The sequence below is a fragment of the Kitasatospora sp. NPDC127035 genome (assembly GCF_042726075.1).
Classification (GTDB): Bacteria; Actinomycetota; Actinomycetes; order Streptomycetales; family Streptomycetaceae; genus Kitasatospora.
In genome coordinates this window covers 62825-89428 of sequence record NZ_JBHXDN010000041.1, presented here as the reverse complement: position 1 = coordinate 89428, position 26604 = coordinate 62825, and the positions used below count along the sequence as shown (strand labels likewise).

At 75.0% G+C, this 26604-nt stretch carries 22 protein-coding genes; 11 read left to right on the top strand and 11 right to left on the bottom strand.

Going from position 1 to position 26604, the window contains the following annotated elements; translation table 11 throughout:
* On the bottom strand, window positions 1–1887 hold a 1887-nt coding region (locus tag ACFWIC_RS26095; RefSeq protein ID WP_380520148.1), incomplete at its 3' end, for a DEDDh family exonuclease.
* Window positions 1888–2079: 192 nt separating this feature from the next.
* On the opposite strand from ACFWIC_RS26095, the gene ACFWIC_RS26090 reads away from it, so the two are divergent.
* On the top strand, window positions 2080–2892 hold the full coding sequence (locus ACFWIC_RS26090) for a class I SAM-dependent methyltransferase (protein ID WP_329884383.1): 813 nt from the start codon (window positions 2080–2082) through the stop codon (window positions 2890–2892).
* 125 nt (window positions 2893–3017) lie between these two features.
* On the opposite strand, the gene ACFWIC_RS26085 is transcribed toward ACFWIC_RS26090, so the two are convergent.
* Complete coding sequence (locus tag ACFWIC_RS26085; protein ID WP_329952650.1) at window positions 3018–3455, bottom strand: hypothetical protein; 438 nt, start codon at window positions 3453–3455, stop codon at window positions 3018–3020.
* A gap of 384 nt (window positions 3456–3839) precedes the next feature.
* Here ACFWIC_RS26085 and ACFWIC_RS26080 point away from each other — a divergent pair, with 384 nt between their 5' ends.
* A complete protein-coding gene (locus ACFWIC_RS26080; protein WP_380520147.1) occupies window positions 3840–5222 on the top strand; it encodes a condensation domain-containing protein in 1383 nt (460 codons plus the stop codon).
* Between the two features lie 71 nt (window positions 5223–5293).
* On the opposite strand, the gene ACFWIC_RS26075 is transcribed toward ACFWIC_RS26080, so the two are convergent.
* The 6 genes from ACFWIC_RS26075 to ACFWIC_RS26050 all read right to left on the bottom strand — a co-directional run bounded on the left by ACFWIC_RS26075 (window position 5294) and on the right by ACFWIC_RS26050 (window position 12320).
* The gene (locus ACFWIC_RS26075; RefSeq protein WP_380520146.1) at window positions 5294–6856 is read right to left on the bottom strand and encodes a M1 family metallopeptidase; all 1563 of its coding nucleotides are present in this window, start codon (window positions 6854–6856) and stop codon (window positions 5294–5296) included.
* A gap of 169 nt (window positions 6857–7025) precedes the next feature.
* Window positions 7026–7898, bottom strand: a complete 873-nt coding sequence (locus tag ACFWIC_RS26070; protein WP_329884374.1) for a sulfurtransferase — start codon at window positions 7896–7898, stop codon at window positions 7026–7028.
* Window positions 7899–7981: 83 nt separating this feature from the next.
* Window positions 7982–9079, bottom strand: coding sequence for a class I SAM-dependent methyltransferase (locus tag ACFWIC_RS26065; RefSeq protein WP_380520145.1), 1098 nt, complete (start codon window positions 9077–9079; stop codon window positions 7982–7984).
* 64 nt (window positions 9080–9143) lie between these two features.
* The gene (locus tag ACFWIC_RS26060) at window positions 9144–10823 is read right to left on the bottom strand and encodes a beta-N-acetylhexosaminidase (RefSeq protein ID WP_380520144.1); all 1680 of its coding nucleotides are present in this window, start codon (window positions 10821–10823) and stop codon (window positions 9144–9146) included.
* 139 nt (window positions 10824–10962) lie between these two features.
* Window positions 10963–11298 (bottom strand): hypothetical protein, encoded by a 336-nt coding sequence (locus ACFWIC_RS26055; protein WP_329952644.1) that lies wholly within the window; start codon window positions 11296–11298, stop codon window positions 10963–10965.
* 179 nt (window positions 11299–11477) lie between these two features.
* Window positions 11478–12320: a polysaccharide deacetylase family protein gene (locus ACFWIC_RS26050; protein ID WP_380520143.1), complete on the bottom strand. Its 843-nt coding sequence runs from the start codon at window positions 12318–12320 to the stop codon at window positions 11478–11480.
* A 207-nt stretch (window positions 12321–12527) separates the two neighbouring features.
* Between ACFWIC_RS26050 and ACFWIC_RS26045 the strand changes: the two genes are divergently transcribed.
* Window positions 12528–13382, top strand: coding sequence for an SAM-dependent methyltransferase (locus ACFWIC_RS26045; RefSeq protein ID WP_329884366.1), 855 nt, complete (start codon window positions 12528–12530; stop codon window positions 13380–13382).
* A gap of 121 nt (window positions 13383–13503) precedes the next feature.
* Here the strand turns inward: ACFWIC_RS26045 and ACFWIC_RS26040 are convergent, their stop codons facing one another.
* Complete coding sequence (locus ACFWIC_RS26040; protein WP_355408495.1) at window positions 13504–14373, bottom strand: DNA-formamidopyrimidine glycosylase family protein; 870 nt, start codon at window positions 14371–14373, stop codon at window positions 13504–13506.
* 167 nt (window positions 14374–14540) lie between these two features.
* Here ACFWIC_RS26040 and ACFWIC_RS26035 point away from each other — a divergent pair, with 167 nt between their 5' ends.
* From ACFWIC_RS26035 to ACFWIC_RS26015, 5 genes are all read left to right on the top strand, one after another.
* Window positions 14541–15038, top strand: a complete 498-nt coding sequence (locus ACFWIC_RS26035) for an SRPBCC family protein (protein WP_380520142.1) — start codon at window positions 14541–14543, stop codon at window positions 15036–15038.
* Between the two features lie 86 nt (window positions 15039–15124).
* Window positions 15125–15799 (top strand): hypothetical protein, encoded by a 675-nt coding sequence (locus ACFWIC_RS26030; RefSeq protein WP_329952640.1) that lies wholly within the window; start codon window positions 15125–15127, stop codon window positions 15797–15799.
* Window positions 15800–15882: 83 nt separating this feature from the next.
* Window positions 15883–16728, top strand: a complete 846-nt coding sequence (locus ACFWIC_RS26025; RefSeq protein ID WP_380520141.1) for a DsbA family protein — start codon at window positions 15883–15885, stop codon at window positions 16726–16728.
* Window positions 16725–17381, top strand: a complete 657-nt coding sequence (locus ACFWIC_RS26020; RefSeq protein WP_380520140.1) for a vitamin K epoxide reductase family protein — start codon at window positions 16725–16727, stop codon at window positions 17379–17381. The genes ACFWIC_RS26025 and ACFWIC_RS26020 overlap by 4 nt, the downstream gene beginning before the upstream one ends.
* A 268-nt stretch (window positions 17382–17649) precedes the next feature.
* The gene (locus ACFWIC_RS26015; protein ID WP_329952638.1) at window positions 17650–19584 is read left to right on the top strand and encodes a BTAD domain-containing putative transcriptional regulator; all 1935 of its coding nucleotides are present in this window, start codon (window positions 17650–17652) and stop codon (window positions 19582–19584) included.
* A gap of 9 nt (window positions 19585–19593) precedes the next feature.
* On the opposite strand, the gene ACFWIC_RS26010 is transcribed toward ACFWIC_RS26015, so the two are convergent.
* Both ACFWIC_RS26010 and ACFWIC_RS26005 read right to left on the bottom strand, forming a co-directional pair.
* Window positions 19594–20127: a flavin reductase family protein gene (locus ACFWIC_RS26010; RefSeq protein ID WP_380361386.1), complete on the bottom strand. Its 534-nt coding sequence runs from the start codon at window positions 20125–20127 to the stop codon at window positions 19594–19596.
* Window positions 20124–21164 (bottom strand): LLM class flavin-dependent oxidoreductase, encoded by a 1041-nt coding sequence (locus tag ACFWIC_RS26005; protein WP_380520139.1) that lies wholly within the window; start codon window positions 21162–21164, stop codon window positions 20124–20126. Before ACFWIC_RS26005 ends, ACFWIC_RS26010 begins: the two co-directional genes overlap by 4 nt.
* 224 nt (window positions 21165–21388) lie before the next feature.
* Between ACFWIC_RS26005 and ACFWIC_RS26000 the strand changes: the two genes are divergently transcribed.
* From ACFWIC_RS26000 to ACFWIC_RS25990, 3 genes are all read left to right on the top strand, one after another.
* Entirely contained in the window at window positions 21389–22654 is a 1266-nt protein-coding gene (locus tag ACFWIC_RS26000) for a condensation domain-containing protein (RefSeq protein WP_329952635.1), read from the top strand.
* A 68-nt stretch (window positions 22655–22722) separates the two neighbouring features.
* The gene (locus tag ACFWIC_RS25995) at window positions 22723–25257 is read left to right on the top strand and encodes an ATP-grasp domain-containing protein (RefSeq protein ID WP_380520138.1); all 2535 of its coding nucleotides are present in this window, start codon (window positions 22723–22725) and stop codon (window positions 25255–25257) included.
* A gap of 8 nt (window positions 25258–25265) precedes the next feature.
* Window positions 25266–26507, top strand: a complete 1242-nt coding sequence (locus ACFWIC_RS25990; protein ID WP_380520137.1) for an ATP-grasp domain-containing protein — start codon at window positions 25266–25268, stop codon at window positions 26505–26507.
* The last annotated feature ends 97 nt before the right edge of the window (window positions 26508–26604 follow it).

Sequence of the window (26604 nt, the reverse complement as noted above, 5' to 3'; positions counted from 1 at the left end):
GTCCAGGGTGGCCCGCACGATCGGGCGGGCCCGCGTCCCGCCCGCGAGCGCGATCTCGACCGCCCCGACGTCGCCGAAGGTGGCCGCGCCGTCGATCGCCGCCGCGATGACGATCCGGCGCACCGAGGACGCGAGCGGGCCCACGTCGACGGTCACGCCCTGCTCCTGCGGGCCGTCGAACGCGAGCCGGACCGTCCCGTCCGGGCTCTCCGGCGCCCCGTAGAAGACGAAGTCCTCGTCGGAGGCGACCTGCTCCTCCTCGTCGAGGGCGAAGGCGACCACGTCGACCTCGCAGGTGCTCTGCTGGGCCCAGGACGCGTGGACGGTCCAGCGCGTGCCGTCCGCGGCGAGCGGCAGGTCGATCACGCCGCCGCGCGGCAGCACCACCTCGCCGTCCTCGTCCGGCGCGGCGCCGTCCGGCGACCCGCCCGCCGGGAGGCCCGCCGGCGGCGCACTCCGGACCTCCTCGATCCAGTCCGGTTCGCGGACCGGCAGCCCCAGCCACTCGATCCGCCGCATCCGCCGGTCGGCGTGGGCGCCGGTGAGCGCCAGGACGTCGGTGACGTTGGCCGAGAGGTTCACCGCGGCCGCGGCGCCCAGGTCGACCAGCGCCGTCCGGGCCTCGGCCGACTCCTGGTGCCGGCCGCCCAGCACCAGGATCCGCCGCCCGGTCAACGCCCGCCGCTCCCGCGCCCCGCCGCGCCGCCCCGGCGCCCGCCCGCCGGGCCCGGCCGCCGTCGCCGGCGGGACCTGGGCGACGACCGGGGTCGTGTCCGGGACGGCGTCCGGGGTCGTGTCCGGGGCGGCGTCCGGGGCGGGCTGCGCCGCGGGGTCCGTCACCGCGCCGGCCGCCCCGGCCGCGACCGGCGACTCCCGCACCGGCGACTCCGCCGCCGTGGGCCCCGGCACGACCGGCGCCGCCGGTCCGCCGCCGTCGGCCGCGTCGTGCGACTGCCCCGGCCGCACCTCCGCCAGCAGTGCCAGGAACGCCGCCTCGTCGACCAGCGGCACGCCCTCCGCCGCAGCGCGCCGGGCCTTCGCCGAAGCCGCGCCGTCCGGCCCCGCGTTGGCGACCAGCACGCTGGTGTGGCGGCTCACCGAGGTCATGACGTTGAGTCCGGCGGCCACCGCCCGTGCCACCAGTTCCTCCCGCGCCGTCACGGTCTCGCCGGTGACGGCGACCTTCATGCCCTGCACCAGCGGCCCGCCCGCCGCCCAGCGTCCCGGGTTGCGGTAGCCGCACGGCGTCTTCGGTATCCGCGGGCGGAACTCCGAGGTGCGCCGGGGCGGGCAGGCGACCAGCGGCAGCGGGACCCCCAGCCGGGCCGCCTCCACCAGCGACCCCCGCAGGATCCCCGCCAGCACCCGGGTGTCGTCCAGGGCGTCGTGGGCCCGCCGCTGGACGACGCCGTAGTGCGCGGCGAGCGTGCCGAGCCTCAGGTCGTCCGTGGGGGTCTCGATCCGGCGGTTCAGCGCGAGCGTGCAGAGCCGCCGGGAGACCGGCAGCCAGGACCGGGCCAGCGCGAACTCGTGGCTGAGGAAGTCGTAGTCGAACTGGGCGTTGTGCGCGACCATGACCCGTCCCTCCAACAGCTCCGCGATCCGGCCGGCGACCCGTTCGAAGGTCGGCGCCCCGCGCAGCCGCTCGGCCGTCAGACCGTGGATGTCGACCGGTCCCGGGTCCACCCCGGGGTCGAGCAGCGTCGAGAACTCCCCGGTCTGCCGGCCCTGGGCGTCGACCGTCACCACCGCGACCGACAGCACCCGGTGCTGCCCGGGCCTCAGCCCGGAGGTCTCGACGTCGACGAGCGCCCAGTCGTGCTCGTAGTCGGCGGTGTCCGCGACGGGCGCGGCGGTCTGGCGGAGAGGTGACGTAGCCGAAGTCATGCCGTTAAGCATGCTCATCCTCACGTATCACTCACAACCCGATTGACCTGCTTGTTATCCGCGAAACCACCCCCTTCGGGTAGTTCCGTCACCGGCACGTTTGGGTACGTACTGCGGCGCGCGCCCGCGAGCGGGCGCGGACCCACGCACCTCCACGACACCACTCAGCCCTCACACGGAGACCGAGCCCCCATGAGCAACGACCGCATCCCCGCGTCCGTACGCCAGACCTACGGCCCTGACGACCTTTCCCGAGCCGCGAGCTTCGCGGGCGGTTTCATCAACTTCGGGGACTGGCGCGGCATCGACACCACCGCGCCCACGCCGGAGGACCGCGTCCTCAGTCAGGAGAACCTGTACCGCCGGGTGCTGCGCGCCTTCCCCGCGCCGGCCGAGTCCCTGCGGCTGGCCGAGGTCGGCTGCGGGCGCGGGCTCGGCGCCGCGCTCGCGCTGCGGGAGTTCCGCTTCGCCCGGGTGACGGGCGTCGACATCCACCCCGACCAGGTCGAACGCGCCCGCGCCGTCAACGCCCGCGCCCTGGCGACGTTCCCTGACCGGCTCGGCTACACCCTCGGTTCGGCGGACGAGCTCCCCTTCGCGGACGGCTCCCTGGACGGCGTGTACTCGGTCGAGGCGGCGCAGCACTTCCGCGAGCTGACCGGCTTCGCGCGGGAGACGGCCCGGGTCCTGCGGCCCGGCGGCCGGCTGGTGGTCACCACGTTCTTCAGCGCCGAGGGTCCGGAGGCGGCCGAGCGGCTGAGCATCCTGCTCGGGAGCTTCGCCGACGGCCTGGACGTCGCCCACCCGCTCGACGCCTTCACGGCCGACCTCGCCGACGCCGGGTTCACCCGCATCGCCACCGGATCCATCGGCGAGGACGTCTGGCCGGGGCTGGACCGCTACCTGGAGGGGACGGTCCCGTCCGGCCACTGGACCCGCAACTTCCTGACGACGTGGCGGGACGGCCTGCTCGACTACCACGTCGTCACCGCCGAACGGTCCTGACCGGCGCGCGGGCCGTCACGGGCCCGGCTCGGCCGGCGACCGTTCCGGAGGCCGGGTCCACGCGCCCGCAGGCCGCCCGCCCCGTGAGGGCCGGCCGACCGGCGCGTCCGTGGACCCGGCGGGGATCAGCAGGGGACGGGCACCGAGACGGTGGCGGTCGACGGCGGCCAGCCCCACTTGGTGACGGAGAACGTCCCGGTGACGGTCGATCCGCAGGGGGCGGTCCCGGCCACGTAGCCGACCGGCCGGCCGCCGACGGGGATGACGACGTTCGGGGTGTCGGTCCCCAGCGAGGCGCCGCCGACGATCCCGGCCGTGAGGTCGAACGAGACCGTCTGCGGGGTCCAGCTGATGGCGACCGGGGTGGCGTAGCCGGACAGCCAGACCTGGTCCCCGTCGACGGTGGCACAGAGCTGGGTCCGCAGGATGCCTTCGAAACCGTAGACACAGGTCTTGGTCGCCGTCGTGGCGGTGGAGGCCTGCGCGGTGGCCTCGGTGGCGCTCACGGCGCCGAGCGCGGACAGGGCGGCGGCACCGGCAAGGATCGCGGTGAATCGTTTCATCGGAGATCTCTCCTTCACAAGGGCACAGGGTGGGCCGAGGTGCGAAGCAGTGCAATTTCACGCTTCACATGTCAGATGTTTCCATGGGTTCCGGAGATTCACCGGCTGTTCGCCTTGCGTCCGAAGATGATTACCTGATCCGACCTTCACATGGCTGGATCTCGCGGTTCCGCATGCGGCGGCCACGCCACCCTCCCGGCCCCGGGTTCCGCCGCTCGCCCGCACCGGCCACCCCCCTGAACCACCCCCACCCCACCGGTGGACTCTCGACGATCTCCCGGTGGTGCGCCAGACTCTCCCTACGGCTCCCACCGCACCCTCCGCAGCACCACTGATCCTCGGACCACACATCGGAGAACCCCCACGGTGACTACGAGTCGAACCTTGGACATCAGCTTCTCGAACGGAAGATCCGGCAGCGGCCCGGCCACCTGGGGCCAGCAGGCCATCTGGGACGTCGTCAACCGCCTGACCCCCGCCGACCGTCCGCGCTACAACATCACCACGGCCTCACCCGTGGACCCCGGCATCCCCGTGCAGACCACCCTGGACGCCCTGCGCGACCTGCTCCACCTGCACGACTCCCTGCACACCCGTCTGCACCCGGACGAGAGCGGGACCGGGCTGCGCCAGACCGTCGACCCGGACGGCCTGCTGACCGTGCACACCCGGCACTGCGACGACGACCCCACCGAACTCGCCACCGCCGGCAGCGCACTCCACCGCCGGCTGGCCGCCGACCCGTTCGACAGTGCCACCGACTGGCCGCTCCGGGTCGGTCTGGTGATCGCCGACGGGCTGGTCCGGCACATCACCCTGGTCCTCTCCCACACCGCGGTGGACGGCAGCGGAATGGGCCGGGTGATCCAGGACCTCACCGAGCTGGCCCTGGGCGCCACCCCCGAGTCCGTCCGGGCCGAGCGGTCGCCCCAGCAGCCGCTGGAGGAGGCGGAGTTCCAGCGGTCGGAGCGGGGAAGACGCCGCGACGCCAACGCCCGCGCGCACGTCCTGCGCAAGCTGCGGCTCGGCCCGCCCCGCCTCTTCCCGCCCACCACCGCGGAGTCCGCGCCGTTCCCGAACGCACTGCTCGACTCGCCGGCCCTGCTCCGCGCGGTCGACCTGGTCGCCACCGCCCACCGGGCGAGTTCCTCCTCCGTGCTGCTGGCGGCGGCCTGCACGATGACCGCCGAGCTCTCGGGATCACCGGACGTCGTGATCCAGGTCATCGTCAGCAACCGCTTCCTGCCGGGCCTGACCGACGCGGTGAGCGTGATCGCGAGCGACGGCGTGTTCCATCTGCCGAACGCCGCGGGCGACTTCGGCGAGACGGTCCGGCGCACCCAGGCCGCCGCGATCGCCACGTACCGCCACGCCTACTACGAGCGGCGCCTGCTGGACGGCGAGATCGACCGCCTGACGGCGGAGGGCGTCCCGCTGGCCGACCGGTCGTGCATCTTCAACGACACCCGCGACCTCCTGCCGGCCACCCTGGCGACCGCCCCCGTGCCGTCCTCCGAGCCGCTCGACCGGGCTCGCGAACGGACCACCCTGACCTGGCCGACCGAGTTCGACCCGCGGCCCGGCCTCAGCTACGCGCTGGACGCCCTGCAGACCGGCGACGCCCTCCAGCTCGCCATGACCGCCGATCCGGCCGTCCTCCCCCGCCCCGCCATGGCCCGCTTCCTCCTCGGCATCGAGAACCTGGTCGTCGGCGAGGCCGAGGCCCTGGCCGGGGCGGCCGAGGCCGTCGCCGTCCCGGCGGGCTGACCCGCCGAACCGGACGGCCCGGCCGGCCGCGCAACTGCGCGGGCGGCCGGGCCGGAGGTCCCGCCCGGGCGTCAGCCCCGGTGGTCGTGGACCGCGTTGGTCTCCTGGATCTTCTTCCACGACTTCGGCTCCGGCGGCACGTCCGCCGCGCCGGACGCCGGTGCGGCCGCCGACGGGGCGGTCGCCGACGGGGCACCGAACGACGGAGCCGGCGACGCGACGCCCGCCGCGACGCCCGACGAGCCGACCGCCGGCTTCCCGACGGTGAACAGCCAGGTGTTGAACAGCCCCCCGAGCGGCTTGCCGGAGATCCGCTCCGCGTACGCCTGGAACTGCTGGACGGTGGCGTTGCCGTACTTGCGCTCGGTCGGCCAGCCCTTCAGGATCCGGAAGAACTTGTCGTCCCCGACGGTGTTGCGCAGCGCCTGGACGGCCAGCGCCCCCCGGTCGTAGACGGCGGCGGCGAACTGGTGGTCCGCGCCCGGGTCCCCCGGCTTGACGGTCCAGAAGGCGTTGTCGGCCGGGTAGAAGGCGTAGACGTAGTCGGCCAACTCCTGGGCGGTGCCCTCGTTCTCGTGCTCGGACCAGAGCCACTGCGAGTACCGGGCGAAGCCCTCGTTGAGCCAGATGTCGCTCCAGCGCTGGACGGAGACGCTGTCGCCGTACCACTGGTGCGCCAGCTCGTGGACCACCACGCCGGTGTTGGCGCCGCGCGCGAACTGGGCGGGGCTGTAGAAGATCTGGGTCTGGGTCTCCAGCGCGTACCCGGTGCGCACGTTGGGCACGTAGCCGCCGAGCGAGCCGAAGGGGTAGGGGCCGAAGTACCCGCTCAGCCAGTCGGCGATCTCGCCGGTCCGCTCGACGCTGGCCCGCGCGGCGCCGTCGTTCTCGCCGAGGTCCTTGCTGTAGGCGGTGGTGACGGGGAGTCCGCCCGCCGTGGTGTCGGTGTAGAGGTCGAACCTGCCGATCGCCAGCGTGGCCAGGTAGGTGGCCTGCGGCTTGGGCTGCCGCCAGTTGTAGCGGGTCCAGCCGGCCCGCGAGCTCTGGGTCAGCGTGCCGTTGCTGATCGCCTGGGTGCCGTCGGGGACCAGGACGGAGACGTCGAAGCTGGCCTTGTCGGTGGGGTGGTCGTTGCTCGGGTACCACCAGGCCGAACCCTCGGGCTCGTTGGCGACGACGCCGCCGTCGGGGGTGCGGATCCAGGCGGAGTAGCCGCCGCGCTCGACCTCGCCGGGCTTGTCGGCGTACCGGACCACCACGGTGATCCGGCTGCCCCTGGCGATCGTCCGGGCGGGGGTGATCTCCAGCTCCTGGTCACCGGTGGCGGCGAACCTGGCGGGGCGCCCGTTGACCAGCACCTCGTTCACCTTGAGCACGAAGTCCAGGTTGAACCGGGTGAGGTCCTGGGTGGCGGTGGCGAGGAGGGTGGCGGTGCCCTCCAGCTCGTCGGTGACGGGCTGGTACTTGAGGCGGATGTCGTAGTGCGAGACGTCGTAGCCGCCGTTGCCGGCGTTCGGGTAGTAGGAGTCTCCGATGCCGGCCGCGCCTTGGCCGGCCTGGGCGGCGGAGGCGGGGACGGACAGGAGCAGGGCGAGCGCGCCGGCAGCGGCAGAGACGATCAGCCTCTTGCGCACAGGGGTCCTCCACAGGATCGCTGGGACAACGGGTCGCAACGATCCTTGTCCCGGCGGACCTCGTCTCACGCCTTGGAGATGAAATGTTCATGAGAAGAAACAGGCCGACATCACCGTGCCGCGCCCGTGCCACGTCCGGCCGGGTGCGGCCTCCGCCGCGCCCGGACCCTCACGCCCCCAGCGCCACCGGCGCCCGTACCAGCGAGCCGTACTCCGTCCACGACCCGTCGTAGTTCTTGACGTGCGGGTACCCCAGCAGCTCGGTCAGCGCGAACCAGGTGTGGGCCGAGCGCTCGCCGATCCGGCAGTAGGCGATCACCTCGCGCTCGGACTCGACGCCCTGCACGCCGTAGAGCGCGCGCAGTTCCTCCGCCGACCGGAAGGTGCCGTCCTCGTTGGCCGCCTGCGACCACGGGATGTTCACCGCACCGGGGATGTGCCCGGGCACCTGCGCCTGTTCCTGCGGCAGGTGCGGCGGCGCCAGCGCCTCGCCGCGGTACTCGGCGGGCGAGCGGACGTCCACCAGCACCGCGTCCGTACCGGGCTTGGCGAACACCTCGGCCTTGGCGAGCACCTCGTCCCGCAGCGCCCGGACCTCGGGGTGCTCGGGTTCGGTCATCCGGTACCCGCTGTGCTGGTAGTCCATGACCTCCCGGGTGAGCGGGCGCGCCTCCAGCTCCCACTTCTTGCGCCCGCCGTCCAGCAGCCGCACCGGCCCGAAGCCGCGCAGCCGCATCAGCCAGTAGGCGTACGCGGCGAACCAGTTGTTCCGGCCGCCGTAGAGCACCACGGTCGTGTCGTCCTCGACCCCGGCGGCGCGCAGCAGGTGCTGGAGGCCGGTGCGGTCGATGTAGTCGCGGCCGACCGGACTGTGCAGGTCGGTGGCCCAGTTCCAGCCGACCGCGCCGGGGATGTGGCCCTGCTCGTACGCCCCGGTGCTCTCGTCCACCTCGACGACGCGGAGCGTGCCGTCGTCCAGGTGACGCGCCAGCCACTCCGTGTCGACCAGCGTCTCGGGGTGTGCGTAGCCGTTGCCGGTCATCGACGCCCTCCTTCACTCGGACGGACCCTTCGAACCTACGTCCGCGCCCGCGCCCCGGCCACCCGCCGGCCCCGCACCCGCCGCTACGCCGGGGTGCCGGCCGGGCGCGCCACGTAGTAGAGGTTGAGCACGTCGCCCTCGACCCGCCGGGTGTCCACCGTGCCGAACCCGGCCTCCGCCAGCATCCGCCGGGCGGTCTGCTCGCCCCAGACCGTGCCCAGCCCGGCGCCGCCCTCGCCGAGCGAGACCGTCATGCAGTAGAAGACCGAGAAGGCGTACAGCGCGGGGCCCAGCGGGTGGTCGAGGTTCTCCTCCAGCCGGCTGCTCGCCGCGATGTCGCCCATCAGGAAGACGCCGTCGGGCCGCAGCGCTCCCGCGACGGCGCTCAGGGTGGGGGCCGGCCGGGCCAGGTCGTGGATCACGTCGAACGCGGTGACCAGGTCGTACGCGCCGGTGAGCCGGGCGGAGTCGGCGAGCACGAAGCGGGCGTTGTCCAGGCCCTGCGCGGCGGCCTCGGCCTCGGCCGCCCCGATGCCCTTCTCGGAGATGTCCACGCCGGTGAACCGGCTCGCCGGGAAGGCCTTCGCCAGGACGTTGACGGCGTGGCCCTGTCCGGTGCCGATGTCGACCGCGTCGATGCCGGCCCGCAGCCGCTCGGTCAGGCCGGGCACCAGGGGCACGACCCCGTCCACCAGCAACCGGTCGTAGACCGCGGCGGTCTCCTCGCCCTGGAGGGCCTGGAACCGCGGGTACGCCGAGTAGGGCAGGCCCCCGCCCTCGCGGAACGCCGTGACGACCCGCTGCTCCACCTCGCCCATCAGCGCGAGGTACTGCATCATGCCCGCCGCGTTGTCCGGCCCGGCCGCCCGGGTCAGCGAGGCGGCGTGCTCCGGCGGCAGCCGGTAGCGACCGTGCTCGGGGCCGGGCTCGGGCCCGGGCTCGTACTCCACGAAGCCGCCGACGGCCATGCCGCCGAGCCACTCCCGGACGTAGCGCTCGTCCAGCCCGGCTGCGGCGGCGATCTCCCCGCTGGTCGACGGGGCGAGGCCGGCCATCGTGTCGAAGAGCCCGGTCTGGTGGCCGACGCTGGCCATGATCCCCAGGCAGGCGTCGTTCAGCACCTGCACCACGCGACCCGCGAACCGCTCCTGCCTCGCCGGGTCCGGCTCCCGTGCGGACATCGTTCCTCCTGCACAACTCGGGACGTGCGCGAACCCTCCCCTCGTCACGCTACGCCGCCCCGGGCTACCGTGCGGGCCAGGGCACCTCCGGCCGCCGCTCGTAGGCGTACCCGGCGGCGTCCCAGCGCGCGCCCTCCTCGGCGAGGCGCCGCTTGAACCCGTCCCAGTCGAGGGCGGCCTTCGGCGACCAGCCCAGCTCGGCCAGCGCGGGCAGCCGGGGCAGCAGCATCAGGTCCAGTTCGTAGGGGGTGTCCAGGGTCTCGGTCCAGAGCGGTGCCTCGATCCCGATCACCGACCCGGCCGGCAGCTTGAGCACGTTGTCCGGATCCCAGGTGTAGGCGTGCCGGGCGTCGATCGTGCCGGCCCAGACCAGCCCGAGCGGGTAGGACTTCTCGTACTTCATGTCCAGGTAGCTGCGGCCGGACGGCGACATGATCACCTTGGCGCCCCGCTCGGCGGCCTGCCCGAGCTCGACGTCGCGCCCGCCGCGGCCGTCCCAGTACTGCAGCACCCCGACCCCGGCCGGCGCGGCCTGGTTCCAGCCCACCGGCGTCTTGCCCGCGGCCAGCACCTGGGCGTTCACCTGCTGCACGAACCCCGCGTACTCCTCCGAGGAGATCGTCTTCACCTCGTCGCCGCCGATGTGCAGGTACGGGCCGGGGGTGAGCCGGGCCACCTCGGCGATCACCTCCCGGGTGAACGCGAAGACGGCGTCGCCGGTCGGGCAGAGCGTCGAGAAGCCGACCTCGATCCCGGTGTACGGCCAGGGCCGGGCGCTGCGGGTGCAGTCGAGCTCCGGGTAGGAGGCGAGGACGGCGTTGCTGTGGCCGGGCAGGTCGATCTCGGGGACGACGGTCAGGTAGCGCTCCTGCGCGTACCGGACGATCTCCTGGTAGTCGGCCGCCGTGTAGAAGCCGCCGGGGGTGCCGTCCACCTCGCTCACCGCACCGACCCGGGTGAGTTCGGGCCGGGACGGGATCTCGATCCGCCAGCCCTGGTCGTCGGTCAGGTGCAGGTGCAGGTGGTTGACCTTGTACAGGGCCAGCCGGTCGATGAACCCCTTGACCTCGGCGGGGGTGAAGAAGTGCCGCGCCACGTCGAGCATCGCGCCCCGGTAGGCGTAGCGGGGGCGGTCCTCGACGGTGACCGGCGCGACCGTCCACTCGGTGCCGTCAGCCGCCTTCGCCGGGCCCTCGATCTGCGGCGGGAGCAGCTGCCGCAGTGTCTGGGTGCCCCGGTAGAGGCCCTCGGGGGTGCGGGCGGAGATCCGGACGCCGGTGGCGTCGGAGGTCAGCCGGTAGCCCTCGGCGCCGGTCTCGGCGGGGAGGGCGGGGTCGAGCAGCAGGCCGATGCCGTCGGCCGCCGCGTCGCCGTCGGCCACCACCTCGACCGGCAGGCCGGTCGGGCGGCGCAGCGCCTCGGCGAGCTGCCCGGCGATCCGCCGCACCTCCTGCGCCTGCTGCGCCGGGGCGTCCGGACCGGTGGCGGTCCGGACGGCGGTGCGGGCGGTGAGCCGGTAGCCGGGCCCGGAGCCGGTGGTGGCGGAGAGCGGCGCCGGGACGATCCGGTCGGCGGTGCGCGGCCCCGCCGGGGCGGCGGCCGGGGCGGCGCCTCCGCCGGGCCCGGCGTCCCCGCCGCCGGCCGCCCGCTGCACGCCGAAGCCGACGGCCGCGAGGAGCAGCACGGCTGCGAGGACGAACACTCCGCGGGCCCGGGCGGAGAGCCCGGCTGTTCGAATCGGCACGGTCGCTCCCGGTGTCGTCGCGCAGTCGACCGGCCCGCGTTCACGGCCGGTTCACCGGAATGGTCTCAACCAATTCCCCGCTTGTCCCGCGCTTCGTACGAATTCGCCGTGCGGAGGCGCGGCGGCCCGGACGGCTCCGCTACGAGAACAGCACCGAGCGGACGTGGAGGCGCCGCCCGGCCGAGCCACCCGGCTTCAGCGTGTAGTAGACGTCGCCCCCGCACCCGAATTCCAGGAAGACGACGGAGGTCCCGCCGGTCCGGTTGACGGGAGCGAAGGCCGGGTCGGCCTCGGTGGCCCCCGGGAGGTCGATGCACGTCTCGCTCGCCGGATCGACGAGCTCGCCACGCTGCCCGGACCCGCCGTCCAGATAGGTGTAGCGGAAGACGCCGTCGGCGGCGTTGGCGGAGACCGGGACGGCGAGGACGAGAGCGACGGCGCTGGTGGCGGCGAGCACGGCGTTGCGGAGACGCATGGCGGGTGGCCCTTTCAGGGCGGTACCGGGTGGTACCTGGGTAATTGATGCGAGTTCACCCTAGAGGCCCAAAAATCGGTGAAACGATTCTGCTAATCCATCCTTTCGGGTGGTTTAGCACCATTTCCCGCTACCTTCCGTCACCGCACGGCCGTCGTCGGCGCCGCCGCCGCCCCGTTTCACCCCGGCGGCGCGGTGAAGCGGTACCCCGAGTCGATCAGCACCGGCAGGTACGTCTTCAGCGCCGCCACGGTCTGCGAACGGTCCCCGCCACCGTCGTGGTTGAGCACGATCGCCCCGGGCCGGACGTCCTTGAGGATCCGGTCGGTGATCACGCCCGTCCCCGGGCGGGCCCAGTCCCGGGGGTCCACCGACCAGGCCATCGGCCGCATCCCCAGGTCGGCGCTCACCTTGAGCGACGTCGAGGACCAGTCCCCGCCGGGGGCGCGGAACCAGGTCGGCACCTTCCCGGTGGACCGGTGCAGCAGGTCCGAGGTGCGTTCCAGCTCCTCTCGGACCTTCGACTCGGAGAGGCTCCGCAGGTCGGGGTGGGACCAGGTGTGATTGGCGATGTGGTGGCCCCGGGCGGCGATCTCCCGGACCAGCCCGGGGTGTTCGACCGCGTTCTCCCCGATCAGGAAGAAGGTGGCCCGGATCCCGTACTGCTCCAGCAGCGCCAGGACGGTCGGGGTGTGGCGGGGGTCGGGACCGTCGTCGATGGTGAGCGCGACCACCCGGCGCTCGGCGTCCAGCTCGTACACGGGCCGGGTCTCGGCCGCCGTCAGCGCCCGCGCCACCGGCGGGGGCACCGACGGGGCGGCGGTCGGGGAGGGCGCCGCGGACGGCGACGGGGCGGGGGAGGGTTCCGCCGGGGGCGACGGGTCGGCGGAGCCGGGTACCGCGCCCGGGCCGGGCGGGCCGGCGGCCTCGGCACCCTCCGCCGCACCCCCTCCCCCGCCCTCGGCCGGACCCCGGCAGCCGGCGATCCCGAGCAGCGACATCCCGGCCGCGACCAGCAGCAATCTTCGCGAAGTAATCTGACGATCAGACAGCATGTCGAATGTCTCCCCCGTTCACCGCCCCGCCTCCCGGCGGCAACTCCGACGAGCTCGATCACCACCCTGACGGACCAAACCGCAGCTCATCCCCCCTCCCCCCGACCGGAGCCGGGCCGGGCCCGCTAGTCTGACCTCTCCCAGTGTGATGATCTGTCTTCAGAGGACGTGGCCATGACGACAAGTCAGGACTTCGCCGACCAGCCCGACAACGACGCCGCCGAGCTCAGCCAGTGGGAGAAGTACGGGGTCGACACCAGCGCCCCGCACTCCGCCCGCGTCTACGACTACTGGCTGGGCGGGAAGACCAACTTCCCGCCGGACCGCGCCATGGGTCAGGCCATCGAGCAGGCCGTGCCCAGCGTCAAGGCGATGGCCAAGGAGAACCGCGCCTTCCAGGGCCGCGCCGTCCGCCACCTGGCCGAGCAGCAGGGCATCCGCCAGTTCCTCGACCTCGGCACCGGCATCCCGACGTCGCCGAACACCCACGAGATCGCCGAGGCGGCCAGCCCCGGCACCCGGGTGGTGTACGTGGACAACGACCCGATCGTGCTGGCCCACGCCCGCGCGCTGATGGTCTCCACCCCGGCCAGCCGCACCACCTACATCCACGCCGACCTCGGCAAGCCCGCCGAACTGCTGTCCGACCCGGCGCTCACCTCCACGCTGGACCTCTCCCAGCCGGTCGGCCTGCTGATGATCGCCGTCCTGATGCTGATCGCCGACGAGGACGACCCGTGGGGCAAGGTCGCCGCGCTGCGGGACGCCCTGCCGGCCGGCAGCTTCCTCGCGCTCACCCACCCCACCCAGGACTTCGACCCGGTGGCCGTCGGCAAGGTCGCCGACGCCGCGCGGGCCGGCGGCATGACCCTCGTCCCGCGCACCAAGGAGGAGGTCTCCCGGTTCTTCGACGGCTGGGAGCTGATCGAGCCGGGCGTCTCCCCGGTCATGGCCTGGCACCCGGACGGCGAGCAGCCGGCCGACCCGTACGCCGCGTACTACTGGGGCGGCGTCGCCCGCAAGCTCTGAACGCCCACGACGGGCCCGGCCCCCGCACGCCGGGGGCCGGCCTGCGCACCGACCGCGGGGCCGGGTCGGGGCCACGGACGGGGGCAGGGGCAGGGACGGGGGCAGGGGCGGGACCGGCGGGCTACTTGAGCAGCCGGGAGAGCCGCCGGTCCGCCAGCAGCCGGCCCCCGGTCTGACAGGTCGGGCAGTACTGGAACGACGAGTCGGCGAGCGACACCTCCCGCACGGTGTCCCCGCAGACCGGGCACGGCTGCCCGGTCCGGCCGTGCACCCGCAGGCCGAGCTTCTTCTCCGCCTTCAGCTCCCCCGCCGCCAGCCCCCGGGAGCGCTCCACCGCGTCGCGCAGCGTCGACCCGAGCGCCTCGTACAGATGCGCCGTCTCCTCCTCGGACAGGCTCGACGCCAGCTTGTACGGGGACATCCGGGCCGCGTGCAGCACCTCGTCCGAGTAGGCGTTGCCGACGCCGGCCAGCACGCCCTGGTCCCGCAGCACGCCCTTGATCCGGCGCTTCTCGCCGTGCAGCAGTTCGGCGAAGCGCTCCGGGGTGAATCCGGGGTCGAGCGGGTCCGGGCCGAGCCGGGCCACCCCCGGGACCTCCGCGGGGTCCCGCACCACGTACACCGCGAGGCCCTTCCTGGTGCCCGCCTCGGTGAGGTCGAACCCGTCCCCGTCCGGCCCGTCGAGCCGCACCCGCAGGGCGAGCGGGTTCCGCCCGCCCGGCCGCGGCGGCTCCGCGGGCAGGCTCTCCTTCCAGCGCAGCCAGCCCGCGCGGGCCAGGTGGACCACCAGGTGCAGGTCCCCGGCGGCGATGTCCAGGAACTTCCCGTGCCGGACGACCGGCCCCACCGTGCGCCCCTCCAGCGCCGTGACCGGCGGGTCGTACGTCTTCAGCGCACTGATCGCCACCGGCTGGACCCGGGCGATCACGCGCCCGGTCAGCCGCTCGGACAGGTAGGCGGTGAGGGCCTCGACCTCGGGCAGCTCCGGCATGCGCCCAGTCTCGCGCAGCCGCCCGCGCTCCGCCCCCGCTGCGACCCCGCTGCGACCCCGCACAGCACCACCGCGCACCGCGGCCCCGGCGGCTCTCTTTGCCGACCGGCCACCCCCGGCGCAGGCTGGGAGGTGGACCGCGCACCACCGAGGGAGGCCGCCCCGCCATGAGCACGCTGGAGGAACAGATCGACATCGACGCCCCGGTGCTCGCCGCCTGGGAGCAGCTGCACCGCGTCCACGACTACCCGCGCTTCGTCGACGGCGTCCGCAGCGCCCACCCGCACGGCCGCAACCTCGCCCACCTCGGGGTCGAGGTCTCCGGCAGCGAGCACGACGTCGAGACCGAGATCACCGACCGGGGCCGGGGCCGGGTGATGGCCTGGCGCACCCTGGACGGCCTCGACCTGCACGGCGCCTTCGCCCTGCTGGCGCTCGACCGGGAGCACACCCGGCTCCAGGTCCGGGTGGAGTACGACCCGGAGGCGGTGCACGAGGCGTTCGGCGGGCCGCGCGGTTTCGCCCAGGCCGGGGCGATCGAGCGGACCGTCCGGGCCGACCTGGAGCTGTTCCGGGAGCTGGTGGAGGCCCGGATGGCGGCTGCCTCCCGGCCCGCCGAACCGGTCGTCGCGGCGCCCGGCACCCAGGACGTAAACGGCCCATAAGTGCAGCTCAGGGCCGTGGTGAGGATCTTCACAGGGGGCGCCCGGAACAGTCGTCCGGGTTTCAACCTGTGGCAGACTCGGATCCTATGCAGACCCACACCGGCCCGGTCGGCCCGGCTTCCAGGACGCTCCGCGCGGCGGTCTTCGCCGCGCTGCTCGTGCTGCTCGCCGGGCTCGGCCAGGTGCTGGTCACCGGCCGCCCGCTGCCGCTCGGCACGCTGGCCGTGGCCGGGGCCGCCGTCTTCGCGGTGGCGTTCGCGCTGGCCGGCCGCGAGCGCGGCTACCGGGCCGTCGCGGCGGTCTTCCTGCCGTTGCAGCTCGGCCTGAGCGCCCTGTTCGACCTCGCCCAGTCCACCTGCCCCTCGCTGCCGCCGGGCGCCGCCCGCGGCCTCGAACCGCTGCTCTGCGGCGGTGGCTCGCTCGGCGGGTTCCTGGTCGGTCACGGCCTCTCCCGACCGACCAGCCTGCTGCTGCTCCTGCTGCTGCACTCGGCGATCGCGCTGGCCGCCGCCTTCTGGCTGCGCCGTGCCGACGCCGCGCTGACCGGCCTGGCCGGGTCGGTCCGGATGCTCGGGGACTTCGCCCGGCGCTTCCTCTCCGCCGCCGGCCGCTGGGTGCTGCTGCTCGTCGCGCCGCGCCCGGCCCGCCCGGTCGTCCGGATGCCGTTCCCGCGCGCCAGCCGGGTCCGGGTACCGGCCGAGTCCGTCCTGCTCCGGCCCGCCGTCCGGCGCGGCCCCCCGGTGTCCGCGCCGGCCTGCTGAGCGACCCCGTCTCCCCCGGTGGTCCTCCGCCGGTCGTCCCGCCGCGCCCGCACGCACGCCACGAGCACCAGGACGACGTCACCATGAGCACCGCCCCGAAGAACCCGAAGAACCCCAAGAACACCAAGGGCGCCACCGGCCCCAAGGCGTCCGCCAGGGCCGCCGCCCGCCGGGCCGCCACCGAGCGGATGCGCGAGGAGCGCGAGCGCACCGAGCGGTCCGCCCGGATCCGCCGCCGCACCGTGGTCGGCGTCGCCTCCGCCGCCGTGCTCGCCCTCGCGGCGGGCGTGGCCTTCGCCGTCGGCGGCTCCTCCGGCTCCGGCGACACCGCGGCCACGGGGCCGCTGGTCACCCCGGCCAACGCGGGCGCCGACGGCACCGTGATCACCTACGGCAAGGCCGACGCCCCGCACACCCTGGAGGTGTACGAGGACTTCCGCTGCCCCTACTGCGAGCAGCTGGAGACCACCACCGGCGCGACCATGCAGCAGCTCGCCGACGCCGGCACGTACAAGATCGAGTACCGCCTGGCGACCTTCCTCGACCAGGGCCTCGGCGGCAAGGGCTCGCGGACCGCGCTGGCCGCCGCCGGTGCGGCGCTGAACGAGGGCGTGGACAAGTTCAAGCAGTTCCACGACGTGCTCTACGCCAACCAGCCGGACGAGCGGGACGACGCCTTCGCCGACGTCAACCACCTGCTCGACCTGGCCGGCCAGGTGCCGGGCCTGAAGACCGACGGCTTCGTCAAGGCGGTCCAGGACGGCACGTACGTGCCCTGGGCCGAGCAGGTCAACAAGGCCTTCGACAAGAGCGGCGTCACCGGCACCCCGACCGTCCGGCTGGACGGCAGGAAGCTCGACGTCTTCTCGGGCGGCGCCCCCGCCACCCCGGAGCGCTTCACCGCCATGGTCAAGCAGGTGACCGGGTGACCGCCGCCGCCCCCGCGACCGGTTCCGGCGCACCCGGGAGCGGCGCACCCGCCCGCCGCGCCGGCCTCGGCGCGAGCCGGCCGTTCGCCCTGCTGCTGGTGATCGGCGGAGCGCTCGGGCTGTTCGCCTCCGCCGTCCTCACGCTGGACAAGATCCGGCTGCTGGAGGATCCGTCCTACGTCCCCAACTGCAACATCAACCCGATCATCAGCTGCGGCTCGATCATGCGCAGCGACCAGGCCGAGGCCTTCGGCTTCCCGAACTCGCTGCTCGGCCTGGCCGGCTTCGCCGTCGTCCTGACGATCGGCGCCGGGCTGCTGGCCGGGGCCTCCTACCGGCGCTGGTTCTGGCTGGGGCTGCAGGCCGGGACGGTCTTCGGCATCGGCTTCGTGAGCTGGCTGACGTACCAGGCGCTGTACCGGATCGGCGCGCTCTGCCCGTACTGCATGGTGGTCTGGGCGGCGATGATCCCGCTGTTCTGGTACACCACCCTGCACAACCTGCGCTCCGGCGTCCTCCCGGTGCCGCGCGCCCTGCGCCCGGCGGTCCGCGAGGCGGCCCGCTACCACTGGGTGGTCCCGGTGCTCTGGTACGCGGTGATCGCCCTGCTGGTCCTCAACCGCTTCTGGTACTACTGGCGCACGCTGATCTGAGCGGCGGGCCGGTCACCGCGGACGGAACCGGTCACCGCCCCTCCGGGGGCGGTGACCGGTTCGCACCCGCCCGGCCCGAGCGGCCCGCGGCAGGTACGGGACCGACTGCTCGCGCCGTCCGGTTCATGGGGGCGGGCGGACCGGACTGGTCGGGGGCCGCGGCCAGAACATAGGCAGAGTCCCCCGTTGTCCGGCCGCGCGAGGATCGGGAAGATCACGGTGGGGGCGGCGGCCCGCCCCCCGGCAGGGCGCCGGCCGGACCGGCCCGATGCGAGCGGTCCCGGGCGACGCCCCCGCCACGCCGGACCACCGCGACCGACACCCGTTGGAGGAGTCCTTGGACGAGCAGCGGCGGACCACAGTGCGGTTCTCGGTCCTCGGCCCCCTCCAGGTCGAGGTCGCCGGCCGGCCGGTGCCGCTCGGACCGCCCAAACAGCGGCTGGTCCTGGCCATGCTGCTCTGCTGCCCCAACCGCCCCGTCTCGCTGGAGCTGCTGACGGAGGCCGTCTGGCAGGACGAGCCGCCGCGGACGGCCCGCAAGAACCTCCACGTCTACGTGTCCGCCCTGCGCCGGCTGCTCGGCGACGAGGCCGGCGAGGGCGGTGACGGCGACCGGGCCCGGATCGTCCACGACTACGGCGGCTACTGCCTGCGGACGGAGCGGTCGGAGTACGACGTCTCGCGGTTCCAGGACCTCGCCCAGGCCGGCCGGACCGCCGCGGTCGCCGGCGAACTCGACGCGGCGGCGGGCCTGTTCCGCCAGGCACTGGACCTCTGGCAGGGCGACCCGTTCGCCGGCCTGCGCTGCTCCCCCATGGTCCGGGCCGAGGCCGCCCGGCTGGAGGAGCGCTGCCTCGGCGGCTACGAGGACTGGGCCGAGACGGAGCTGGAACGCGGCGGCGCCATCGCCGCGGTCGCGGAGGGCGTCGGCGAGCTGATCGAACGGCACCCGCTGCGCGAACGGCTGCAGGCGGCCCGGATGAACACCCTGCACGTGCTGGGCCGCCAGGCCGAGGCCCTGGCCGCCTACGACCGGTACCGGCAGCTGCTGGCCCGCGAACTGGGCCTGTCGCCGAGCCCGGCCCTGGAGCGGCAGTACCGCCGCATCCTGGCCGCCCGGCGCGGCGGCGGCCGGCCGGGTCCGGCCGGCGGACCCGCCCGGACCGTCCTGCCGCCCGACACCGCGGACTTCACCGGCCGCGCGGAGCAGGTGCGCGAGCTGCGGGAACTGCTCGTCGACGGCGGCCGGGTGGCGGCCCTGGTGGGCCCCGCCGGGATCGGGAAGACCACGCTCGCCGTCCGCATCGCGCACCTGCTGCAGGCCGACTTCCCGGAAGGCCGGATGCTGGTGCGGTCCCGCACCGAGGACGGGTCGCCCCGGTCCTGGCAGGAGGTGCTGGGCGACGTCGCACGGCTGGCCGGCATGGCCGAGCAGCCCGCCGACGACCCCTGCCGGACGGTCGCCCGGTGGCACGCCTGGCTGGCCGACCGCAGGGTGCTGCTGATCCTCGACGACGTCCCGGACGAGACGGTCGCCCGGGCGCTGCTGCCCGCCGACGGCGTGAGCGCCGCCGTGGTCACCTCGCGCGTCCACCTGGCCGGCCTCGCGCCGGTGCACCGGGTCGAACCGCCCCCCTACTCGCCGGACGAGGCGCTGGAGCTGCTCGGCCGGATCATCGGCCCGGACCGCCTGCGCAGCGACCTCGCGGCCGCGGAGGAGATCGTCGACGCGACCGGGATGCTGCCCCTCGCGGTGCGCGCCGGCGGGCTGAAGCTCGCCGTCCTGCGGCACCTCCCGCTGCGCGAGTACGCCGCCCGGCTGGCCGACCCGGACGCGGTGCTCGACGAGCTCGCCGCCGGCGACGTCGCCGTCCGCCCGCACCTCGCGCGCTGCTGGCGCGAGCTGACGCCCTCGGGCCGGGCGGCGCTGCTGCGCCTCGCGCGGCTCCCGCTGGCCCGCCCGTTCACCCTCGCCGAGGCCGCCGCCGCGCTCCACTGCGACGAGAGCGCCGCACTGCGGGAGCTGGAGGCCCTGATCAGCGCCGGCATGGTGACCTCGCCGGTCGACGAGGTCACCGCGCACCGGGCGGTCTACGCCGTGCCGCGGCTGATCCACCTGTACGCGCGGGAGGGCGCGGCCCCGCCACCGGACCGCCCGCAGGCGCACCGTCCCGGACACTGCGGTCAGCGGGTCGCCCGCTGACCGCGGTCCTCAGGACCCGGCGAGCCGGCGGTAGCGGCTGCCGTGGAAGACCAGGGGCGGGGTCTGCGGGTCGACGCCCGTGACGTGCACCCGCAGCAGGACGATCCGGTGGTCCCCGGCGGTGATCTCGCGCTCGACCGAGCAGTCGTACCAGGCGCACGCGCCGTCCAGCAGGACCGCGCCCTCCCCGGTCCGGTACCAGTCGAGCCCGGCGAAGCGTTCGACGCCGCGCGCGGACAGCTGCCGGCAGACACCTTCCTGGTCGCCGCTCAGCACGCTCACACCGAGCCGGGCGGTCCGCCGCAGCCGCGGCCAGGTGGTCGAGGCGAGCCCGGCGCAGACGGAGACCAGCGGCGGGTCGAGCGACACCGGGACGAAGGACGACGCGGTCATCCCGACCGGCTCGCCGTCGACCAGCGCCGCCAGCGCGGTCACGCCGGTCGGGAAGGCGCCGTAGACCCGGCGCAGCGCGAGCGGGTCGGTGGTCCGGAGCACCGGGGTCCCGACGCCCGCGCCGGCTCCGACACCGGTGTCGGCGTTCACGGTCCCACCGGCGCCGCGTCCGGTCCGCCGCGGCGGCGGCGCCGGGCCCCGGCGAAGGCCGCGGCCGTGGCGGTGTAGTCGGACGCGGCGCGCGCGGTGTCCATGATGAACGTCCGGCACCCGGCGTCGAGGTAGCGGGCGATCTCGGCCTCGACCTTCTCGTGGCTGCCCACGAGGTAGGGGCAGAAGGTCGCGTAGGTGCGGAACGGGCCCATCCAGTAGGGGCTGTCCGGCCCGCCGGGGAACTCGTCGGCGGCGGACAGCCGGGCCACCCACTCCGAGTCGGAGACGCCGCGCGCCAGCATCTGCGCGAGCCGGCCGGCCCGGCTCGCCGGGAAGCGCTCGTGGGCCACGGTCCACGCCTCCCGGTCGGTGTCGCGGGCGATGATCCCGATCCGGACGCCCCCGCCGTCGAGGCCGCCGAGATCCCCCTCGGTGCCCGGGCCGGGCGGCACGGGGTAGCGGACGGGGACGGCGCCGAGCGTCCCGGCCGCCCGGCGGCCGGCCTCGGAGGAGCCGGACATGTACAGCTCCGGCGCCAGCCCGGCGGGCAGCGCGGGGGCCAGCGGCAGGTTGCGGGCCCGGTAGTAGCGGCCCTCGAAGGTCACCGGGCCCGCACCGGCCAGCAGCAGGCCGACCAGCTGGGCGTACTCGGTCAGCCGCAGGTAGCGGTCGTCGTGCGGGGTCGCGTCGCCCAGTGCGGTGAGGTCGCCGACGACGCCGCCGGCCACCAGGTTGAGGGCGATCCGGCGCCCGTAGAGCATGCCGTAGCTCGCGATCCGCTGGGCGACCGCGTACGGGTGGGCGTACACGGGCTGCACGGCGACCAGCGGGGCGAAGTCGGTGGTGGCGGCGAGCACCTCCTGGGCGGCGACCCAGGGGTCGACCGTGTTGTTGTCGGAGTAGACGAGCGCCCCCCGGAAGCCGGCCTCCTCCGCCAGCCGGGCGGCCTGCCGGACCACCCCGAGGTAGCCGTGCCGGTCCGCGGGCGGCGGAACGGTCGTGAACAGCCGGAGGTCCGGCACTTCCTCGGCCACGGCAACACCTCTCGTCGTCGGCCCGACGGGTCACGGAACATCACCCCCACAGTGGGACGCGTTCCCGGCCGCGTCCAGGTAAGCGGCAGGCAACTTTGCTGCCTGCGGACCGGGGCCCCGGCTGCCGCCCTCTTGCCTGTTCCCGGTCGACGCGGCGCTCCTAGGCTGACCCGGCGTCAGCCTCGGGCGCAGGTCGGGCGCCACACGAACGAACGGAGTCCTCCGTGAACGAGCCGGTTCCCCTCTCGTACGGCCAGCTGTCGGTCTGGCGCGACGTCAGGCACCTGGCGCGCGGCCGGTGGCACGAGGCCAACGTCCGGACGGTGTGGATCCCGCCCGAGGACGGGGCCGGGGTCAGCGTCGCCGAGGTGCAGGACGCCGTCCTCGCGCTCGCCGCGCGCCACGAGTCGCTGCGGACCGTCTACGACGTGTCGGACCCGTTCGCGCCGTCCCAGCGGGTGCTGCCGACCGCCGACGGAGTCGACGCCGGCGTGGTCGAGTGCACCGCCGAGACCTTCGACGGGATGACCGCCGCGCTGGCCGCCGAGCCCTTCGACCTGGGCGCCGCGCCCGCGTGGCGGTTCCGCGTCGCGACCGAGCACGGCCGGCCCCGCGCGGTCGTGGTGATCAAGCACCACATCGTCGCGGACGGCTGGAGCCTCGGCATCCTGGAGTCCGGGTTCCGCACCGCCCTGGAGCGGGGCAAGCCGTCGGACGGCGCCCCGCCGCCCACGCCCCGGGAGCTGGCGGTGTGGCAGCACGCGACCGGCCGCGGGGCGCGCCGGGCCGCGCTGACCGGCTACTGGGAGCGGGTCTTCGGCCTCTCCGCCGCACAGCTCGGCCCCGCGGGCCCCGGCACCGCCCAGGACACCGCCCAGGACGAGGCCGTCCAGTACACCGTCCGCTCCCGGGCGGCCCACGCCGCCGCGCGCCGGCTCGCCGAGGAGCTCTCCGTGCCGCTGTCCAGCGTCGTGCTGGCCGCCTTCGCCCGGACCGCGGCGCTCGCGGCCGGACCGGGCGCCCTGGTCGGCCAGCTGATGTCCTCCAACCGCTTCGTCCCTCCGTGGAACGGCGTGGTCAGCTCGATGAACCAGTGGGCGGCGGCCCCGTTCGACTCCGGCCCGGAGGAGTTCGGGCCGTACGCCCGCCACGTCCACACCCGGAGCCTGACCGCCTTCCGGTACGGGATGTACGACGTGGACGAGGTCGACGCGCTGCGCGACGCCGTCCGCCGCGACCGGGACCCCTACCGGGCGACCTTCGCCTTCAACTTCCTGCCGGGCGAGGCGCCGCCGCCCTGCGCCGAGGACGAGACCGGACCGGTCCGGGAGGACCCCTTCTCCCGGATCGGGCACCCCTGCTACCTGCGTGTCACCAACGAGGGCGAGCAGGCGCTCGAACTGCGCCTGCGGACCATGGGCCTCGGCGACGCCCTGACCCTCGACCTCCTCCGGGGAACCGTCGCCAGGCTGGCGGACTCCGCCTCCTGAACCGGCCACCGCTCACCCGAACCGGTCCTCACACCCGGGTTCCCTGCCCGCCGTCCCTGGAGCCGCCCGTGCCCGCCGCCCCGTCCTCAGCCCCGTCCGCCGCCCCGGCCGCCGCCCACGTCGTCGTGCTCCACCGGTGGACCGACTCCTACGCCGACTACGCCGCCTACCTGGACCACACCGCGTACCGGGTCAGCTACGTGACCACCCCGGGCGGCCGGGCCGGGATCCCCGCCTCGGCCTCCGCCGCCGTGGCCGTCGTCCCGAGCACCGAGGACCGCGCCGCGGTGCGGGCCGCCGTCGACCGGCTGACCGCCGAACACGGCGCGCCCGCGCGGATCGTGGCGCTGCACGAGGTGGACCTCGACGTCGCCGCCGAGCTCCGTGAGGAGCTGGGCGTGCCCGGCGAGACGCCCGCCCGGCTGCGGCCGTTCCGCGACAAGCTGGCGATGGCCCGAAGGCTCGCCGCGCAGGGCGTCCCGGTCCCGGCCACCGGGCCCGCCCCGGACCGGGCGGCGGTCGCCGGCTTCGCCGACCGGCACGGCTGGCCGGTGATCCTCAAACCGGTCCGCGGGACGGCGAGTTCGCACGTCACGCGGCTCGACGGCCCGGAGGACCTGGCGGCGTACGCCTTCCCGCCGGACGTCGCCGTCCTGGTGCAGTCGTACGTGCCGCACGAGATCCTGCACGTCGACGGGGTCGCCGCCGACGGCGACCTGCGGGTCTGGCGCGCCTCGCGCTACCTCAACACCTGCCTGGACTTCACCCGGGGGGACGCGCTCGGCTCGGCCGAGATCGACGACCCGGCGCTGCTCAAGGCCGTCGGCGAGTTCACCCGGCGCGCCGTGCTGGCGATGTCGGCCGAGCCGTGGGTGTTCCACCTCGAACTGTTCGCCTCCGCGGACGGCTCCGAACCGGAGTTCCACGTCCTGGAGGTGGGCGCGCGGCCCGGCGGGGCGGAGGTCCCGTTCGTCTGGCGCGAGGTGCACGGCGTCGACCTGATGGCCGCCGCCGTCGACATCCAGCTCGGCCGGCCGCTGCCCGCGTTCCCGTTTCCGGCGGACCGGGCCGAGGACGGGCACGAGGGTGACCACGAGGGCGACGACGAGGGCGAGTACGGCGGCTGGCTGCTCGTCCCGACCCCCGCCGCGCGCCCGTGCCGGGTCCTCGCCGCGACGCCGCAGACCGGCCTGGAGGACGGGCCGTACGCCGAGCGGCTCCCGGCCCCGGGCCGCCACCTGGCCGACCTCCCCGGGTACGAGCACTCCGGCGCGCGGTTCCGCTTCCGCGGCCGCACCACCGCCGACGTGGAGCGCGCGATCAGGCGCACGGTCGACCGGCTCGACTACCGCTGCGAGCCGGTCGACCCGGCCCGCCCGCCCCACGTGGTCCTGGTCGGCACCGGTGGCCGTGTCTACCGGGAGTACGCGCTCCGGGACGCGGCGGCGCACGGCCGGGTGTCCACGGTGAACGACGCGCCCGCCGACTGGGAACTGCCGTACCTGGCCGGCCACCTGGTGGCGGACACCGGGGACGCCGACGCGCTCACCCGGGCCGTCGCCGAGGCCCTGGCCGGGGACACCGGACCGGTCGGCCTGCTCACCTGGAGCGAGGTGCAGCTGGAGCGGACCGCCGAGGCGGCCGAGCGGCTCGGGCTGCCCCACATGTCCCCGGAGGCGGTCCGCAACTGCCGCGACAAGCTCCGGACCCGGCGCCTGCTGGAGCAGGCCGGGCTGCCGTCCGCGCGCTACGCGGTCGCGCACGGCCTGGACGAGGCACTCGCGGCGGCGGAGTCGATCGGGTACCCGGTGGTGGTCAAGCCCCGGGCCCTGGCGGGCAGCAGCGGCGTAGTCCTGGCGGCCTCGCCCACCGCGCTCACCGAGCTGCACCGGCACGCCGACCGGGCCGCGTTCACCGGCCTCGACCCGCTCGACGGCCTGCTGATCGAGGAGTACCTGGACGGTCCGGAGATCAGCCTGGACTGCGTGGTGGTCGCGGGCGAGGTGCACGCCGTCAACCTGGCGCGGAAGCGGATCGGCTACCCCCCGTTCTTCGAGGAGGTCGGGCACCTGGTCGCGCCGTGGCACCACGAGCCGTGGGCCGGGGAGACGACCGACCTGGTCGCCCGGATCCACGCGGCGCTCGGGGTGACCACCGGTGTGACCCACGCCGAGCTGCGGCTCACCGCCCGCGGCCCGCGCCTGGTGGAGCTCAACGGGCGGCTCGGCGGCGACTTCATCCCGCTGCTCGGCCGGCTCGCCACCGGCGTGGACCTGACCGCCGCCGCCCTGGACACGGCCCTCGGCCTGGTCCCCGACCTGCGGCCGGTCCGCGACGACTGCGCCGAGGTGCGGTTCCTCTACCCCGCGCAGGACGGCACGGTCGCCCGCCTGGACGTCTCCGGCGCCCGCGAAGTGCCGGGCGTGGAAAGGGTGGTGGCCCTGGCCGAGCCGGGTCAGCGGCTGCTGCTCCCGCCCCGCGGCGTGGTGCCGCGGCTGGCCGCGGTCGTCGCCACCGGGCCCGACGCCGCCACCTGTGACCGCGTCCTGAACGAGGCGTTCAGCCGGATCGAAGCAACCATCACCCCCGCCGAGGAGGCGTGAACACGCACATGGACTCTCCCGAAGTCACCCACGTCGTGGTCGGATTCAGCGTCGGCCTGCTGAACCAGCTGGAGCGGGTCCTGCCCCCCGGCTCGGTCCTGGTCGTCGAGGAGCCGACGATCTGCGAGGCCCGCGACGTCGCCGGGCAGCTCCCGAGGTTCCGCTGCGCGGCCGGGTTCGTCGCGGCCCCCGTCCAGAACGGGAGCGTCCGGCTCGCGGACCACGTCGACCGGCCGGACGCCGTCCGCGCCGTGCTGCCCGCCCTGGAGTACACGGTCGTCCCGGCCGCCGAGCTCGCGGAGGCGTGGGGGCTGCCGAACGGCGGGCCCGACGCCGTCCGGCTCTTCCGCGACAAGTCGCTGCTGCGGGAGGCCACGCAGCCGGCCGGCGTCGCCCAGCCGGACTGGCAGCGGATCGACGGCCCGGAGGAGGTCGCCCGCTTCCGCGACGCGCACCGCGGGGAGTGCGTCCTGAAGCCGACCCACCTCCAGGGCAGCCTCGGCGTCCAGCTCCTCGGTCCCGGGGACGACCTCGACGAGGCCTGGAAGCGGACGGCGTCCGCCGACCAGCCGCACCTGCGCACCGCGCACGCGGGCGCGTCCGGCTACGTGGTCGAGGAGTGGCTGCACGGCGGCGAGTTCAGCGTCGAGGCGCTGGTGCTGGACGGCCGCGTGGTCTTCCTCAACACCACCGAGACGGAGCTCTACCCCGGCCCGCACCCGGTCGAGCGCGGTCACGTCGTGCCGGCCCCGGCCGGTGCGGCGGCGGAGCCGGCCATGCGCACGCTGGTCACCGCGACCGGGTTCCGCACCGGCATCCTGCACGCCGAGTGGATCCTCCGGGACGGAGTGCCCCACCTCCTCGAATGCGCCGCCCGCCTCCCGGGGGACTACATCCCGTTCCTGATCGGCCTCGCCTACGGCAGCGACCTGTTCCGCGGCTACCTCGACGTGCTGGAGGGGAAGGAGCCGGAGATGGCCGCGGCCCCGGTCCGCGGGGCGGCGGTCCGGTTCGTGGACGCGGCCCCGGGCGTGGTGCGCGAGGTGCGCGGTCTCGACGCCGCCCAGTCCTCCCCCGGCGTCGAGTACGTCTGGGTGTCCGTCGAGCCGGGCGGGACGGTGCCGCCGCTCACCGCCTCGGGCGCGCGGGTCGGCGAGATCGTCGCCCACGGCGCCGACCGGGAGGAGGCCGTGGCCAACGCCCTGGCCGCCGCGACGGCGATCGAGATCGTCGTCGACCCGCTCCTGTAGGGCCCGCCCCCGACGCGGCCCGGCTCCGGCCGGGCCGCGTCGGCGTTTCCGGACCCGCCCGGCGCGGTGGCCCGGGGACGGCGGGCGGGGACGGGCC

Excerpts from the sequence above, each read along its gene's own strand:
- ACFWIC_RS26090 (WP_329884383.1), top strand. The coding sequence starts at position 2,080 with ATGAGCAACGACCGCATCCCCGCGTCCGTACGCCAGACCTACGGCCCT.
- ACFWIC_RS26025 (WP_380520141.1), top strand. The coding sequence starts at position 15,883 with ATGAGCACCGCCCCGAAGAACCCGAAGAACCCCAAGAACACCAAGGGC.
- ACFWIC_RS25990 (WP_380520137.1), top strand. The coding sequence starts at position 25,266 with ATGGACTCTCCCGAAGTCACCCACGTCGTGGTCGGATTCAGCGTCGGC.
- ACFWIC_RS26015 (WP_329952638.1), top strand. The coding sequence starts at position 17,650 with ATGCGAGCGGTCCCGGGCGACGCCCCCGCCACGCCGGACCACCGCGAC.
- ACFWIC_RS26085 (WP_329952650.1), bottom strand. The coding sequence starts at position 3,455 with ATGAAACGATTCACCGCGATCCTTGCCGGTGCCGCCGCCCTGTCCGCG.
- ACFWIC_RS26070 (WP_329884374.1), bottom strand. The coding sequence starts at position 7,898 with ATGACCGGCAACGGCTACGCACACCCCGAGACGCTGGTCGACACGGAG.
- ACFWIC_RS26035 (WP_380520142.1), top strand. The coding sequence starts at position 14,541 with ATGAGCACGCTGGAGGAACAGATCGACATCGACGCCCCGGTGCTCGCC.
- ACFWIC_RS26065 (WP_380520145.1), bottom strand. The coding sequence starts at position 9,079 with ATGTCCGCACGGGAGCCGGACCCGGCGAGGCAGGAGCGGTTCGCGGGT.
- ACFWIC_RS26040 (WP_355408495.1), bottom strand. The coding sequence starts at position 14,373 with ATGCCGGAGCTGCCCGAGGTCGAGGCCCTCACCGCCTACCTGTCCGAG.
- ACFWIC_RS26045 (WP_329884366.1), top strand. The coding sequence starts at position 12,528 with ATGACGACAAGTCAGGACTTCGCCGACCAGCCCGACAACGACGCCGCC.
- ACFWIC_RS26030 (WP_329952640.1), top strand. The coding sequence starts at position 15,125 with ATGCAGACCCACACCGGCCCGGTCGGCCCGGCTTCCAGGACGCTCCGC.
- ACFWIC_RS26055 (WP_329952644.1), bottom strand. The coding sequence starts at position 11,298 with ATGCGTCTCCGCAACGCCGTGCTCGCCGCCACCAGCGCCGTCGCTCTC.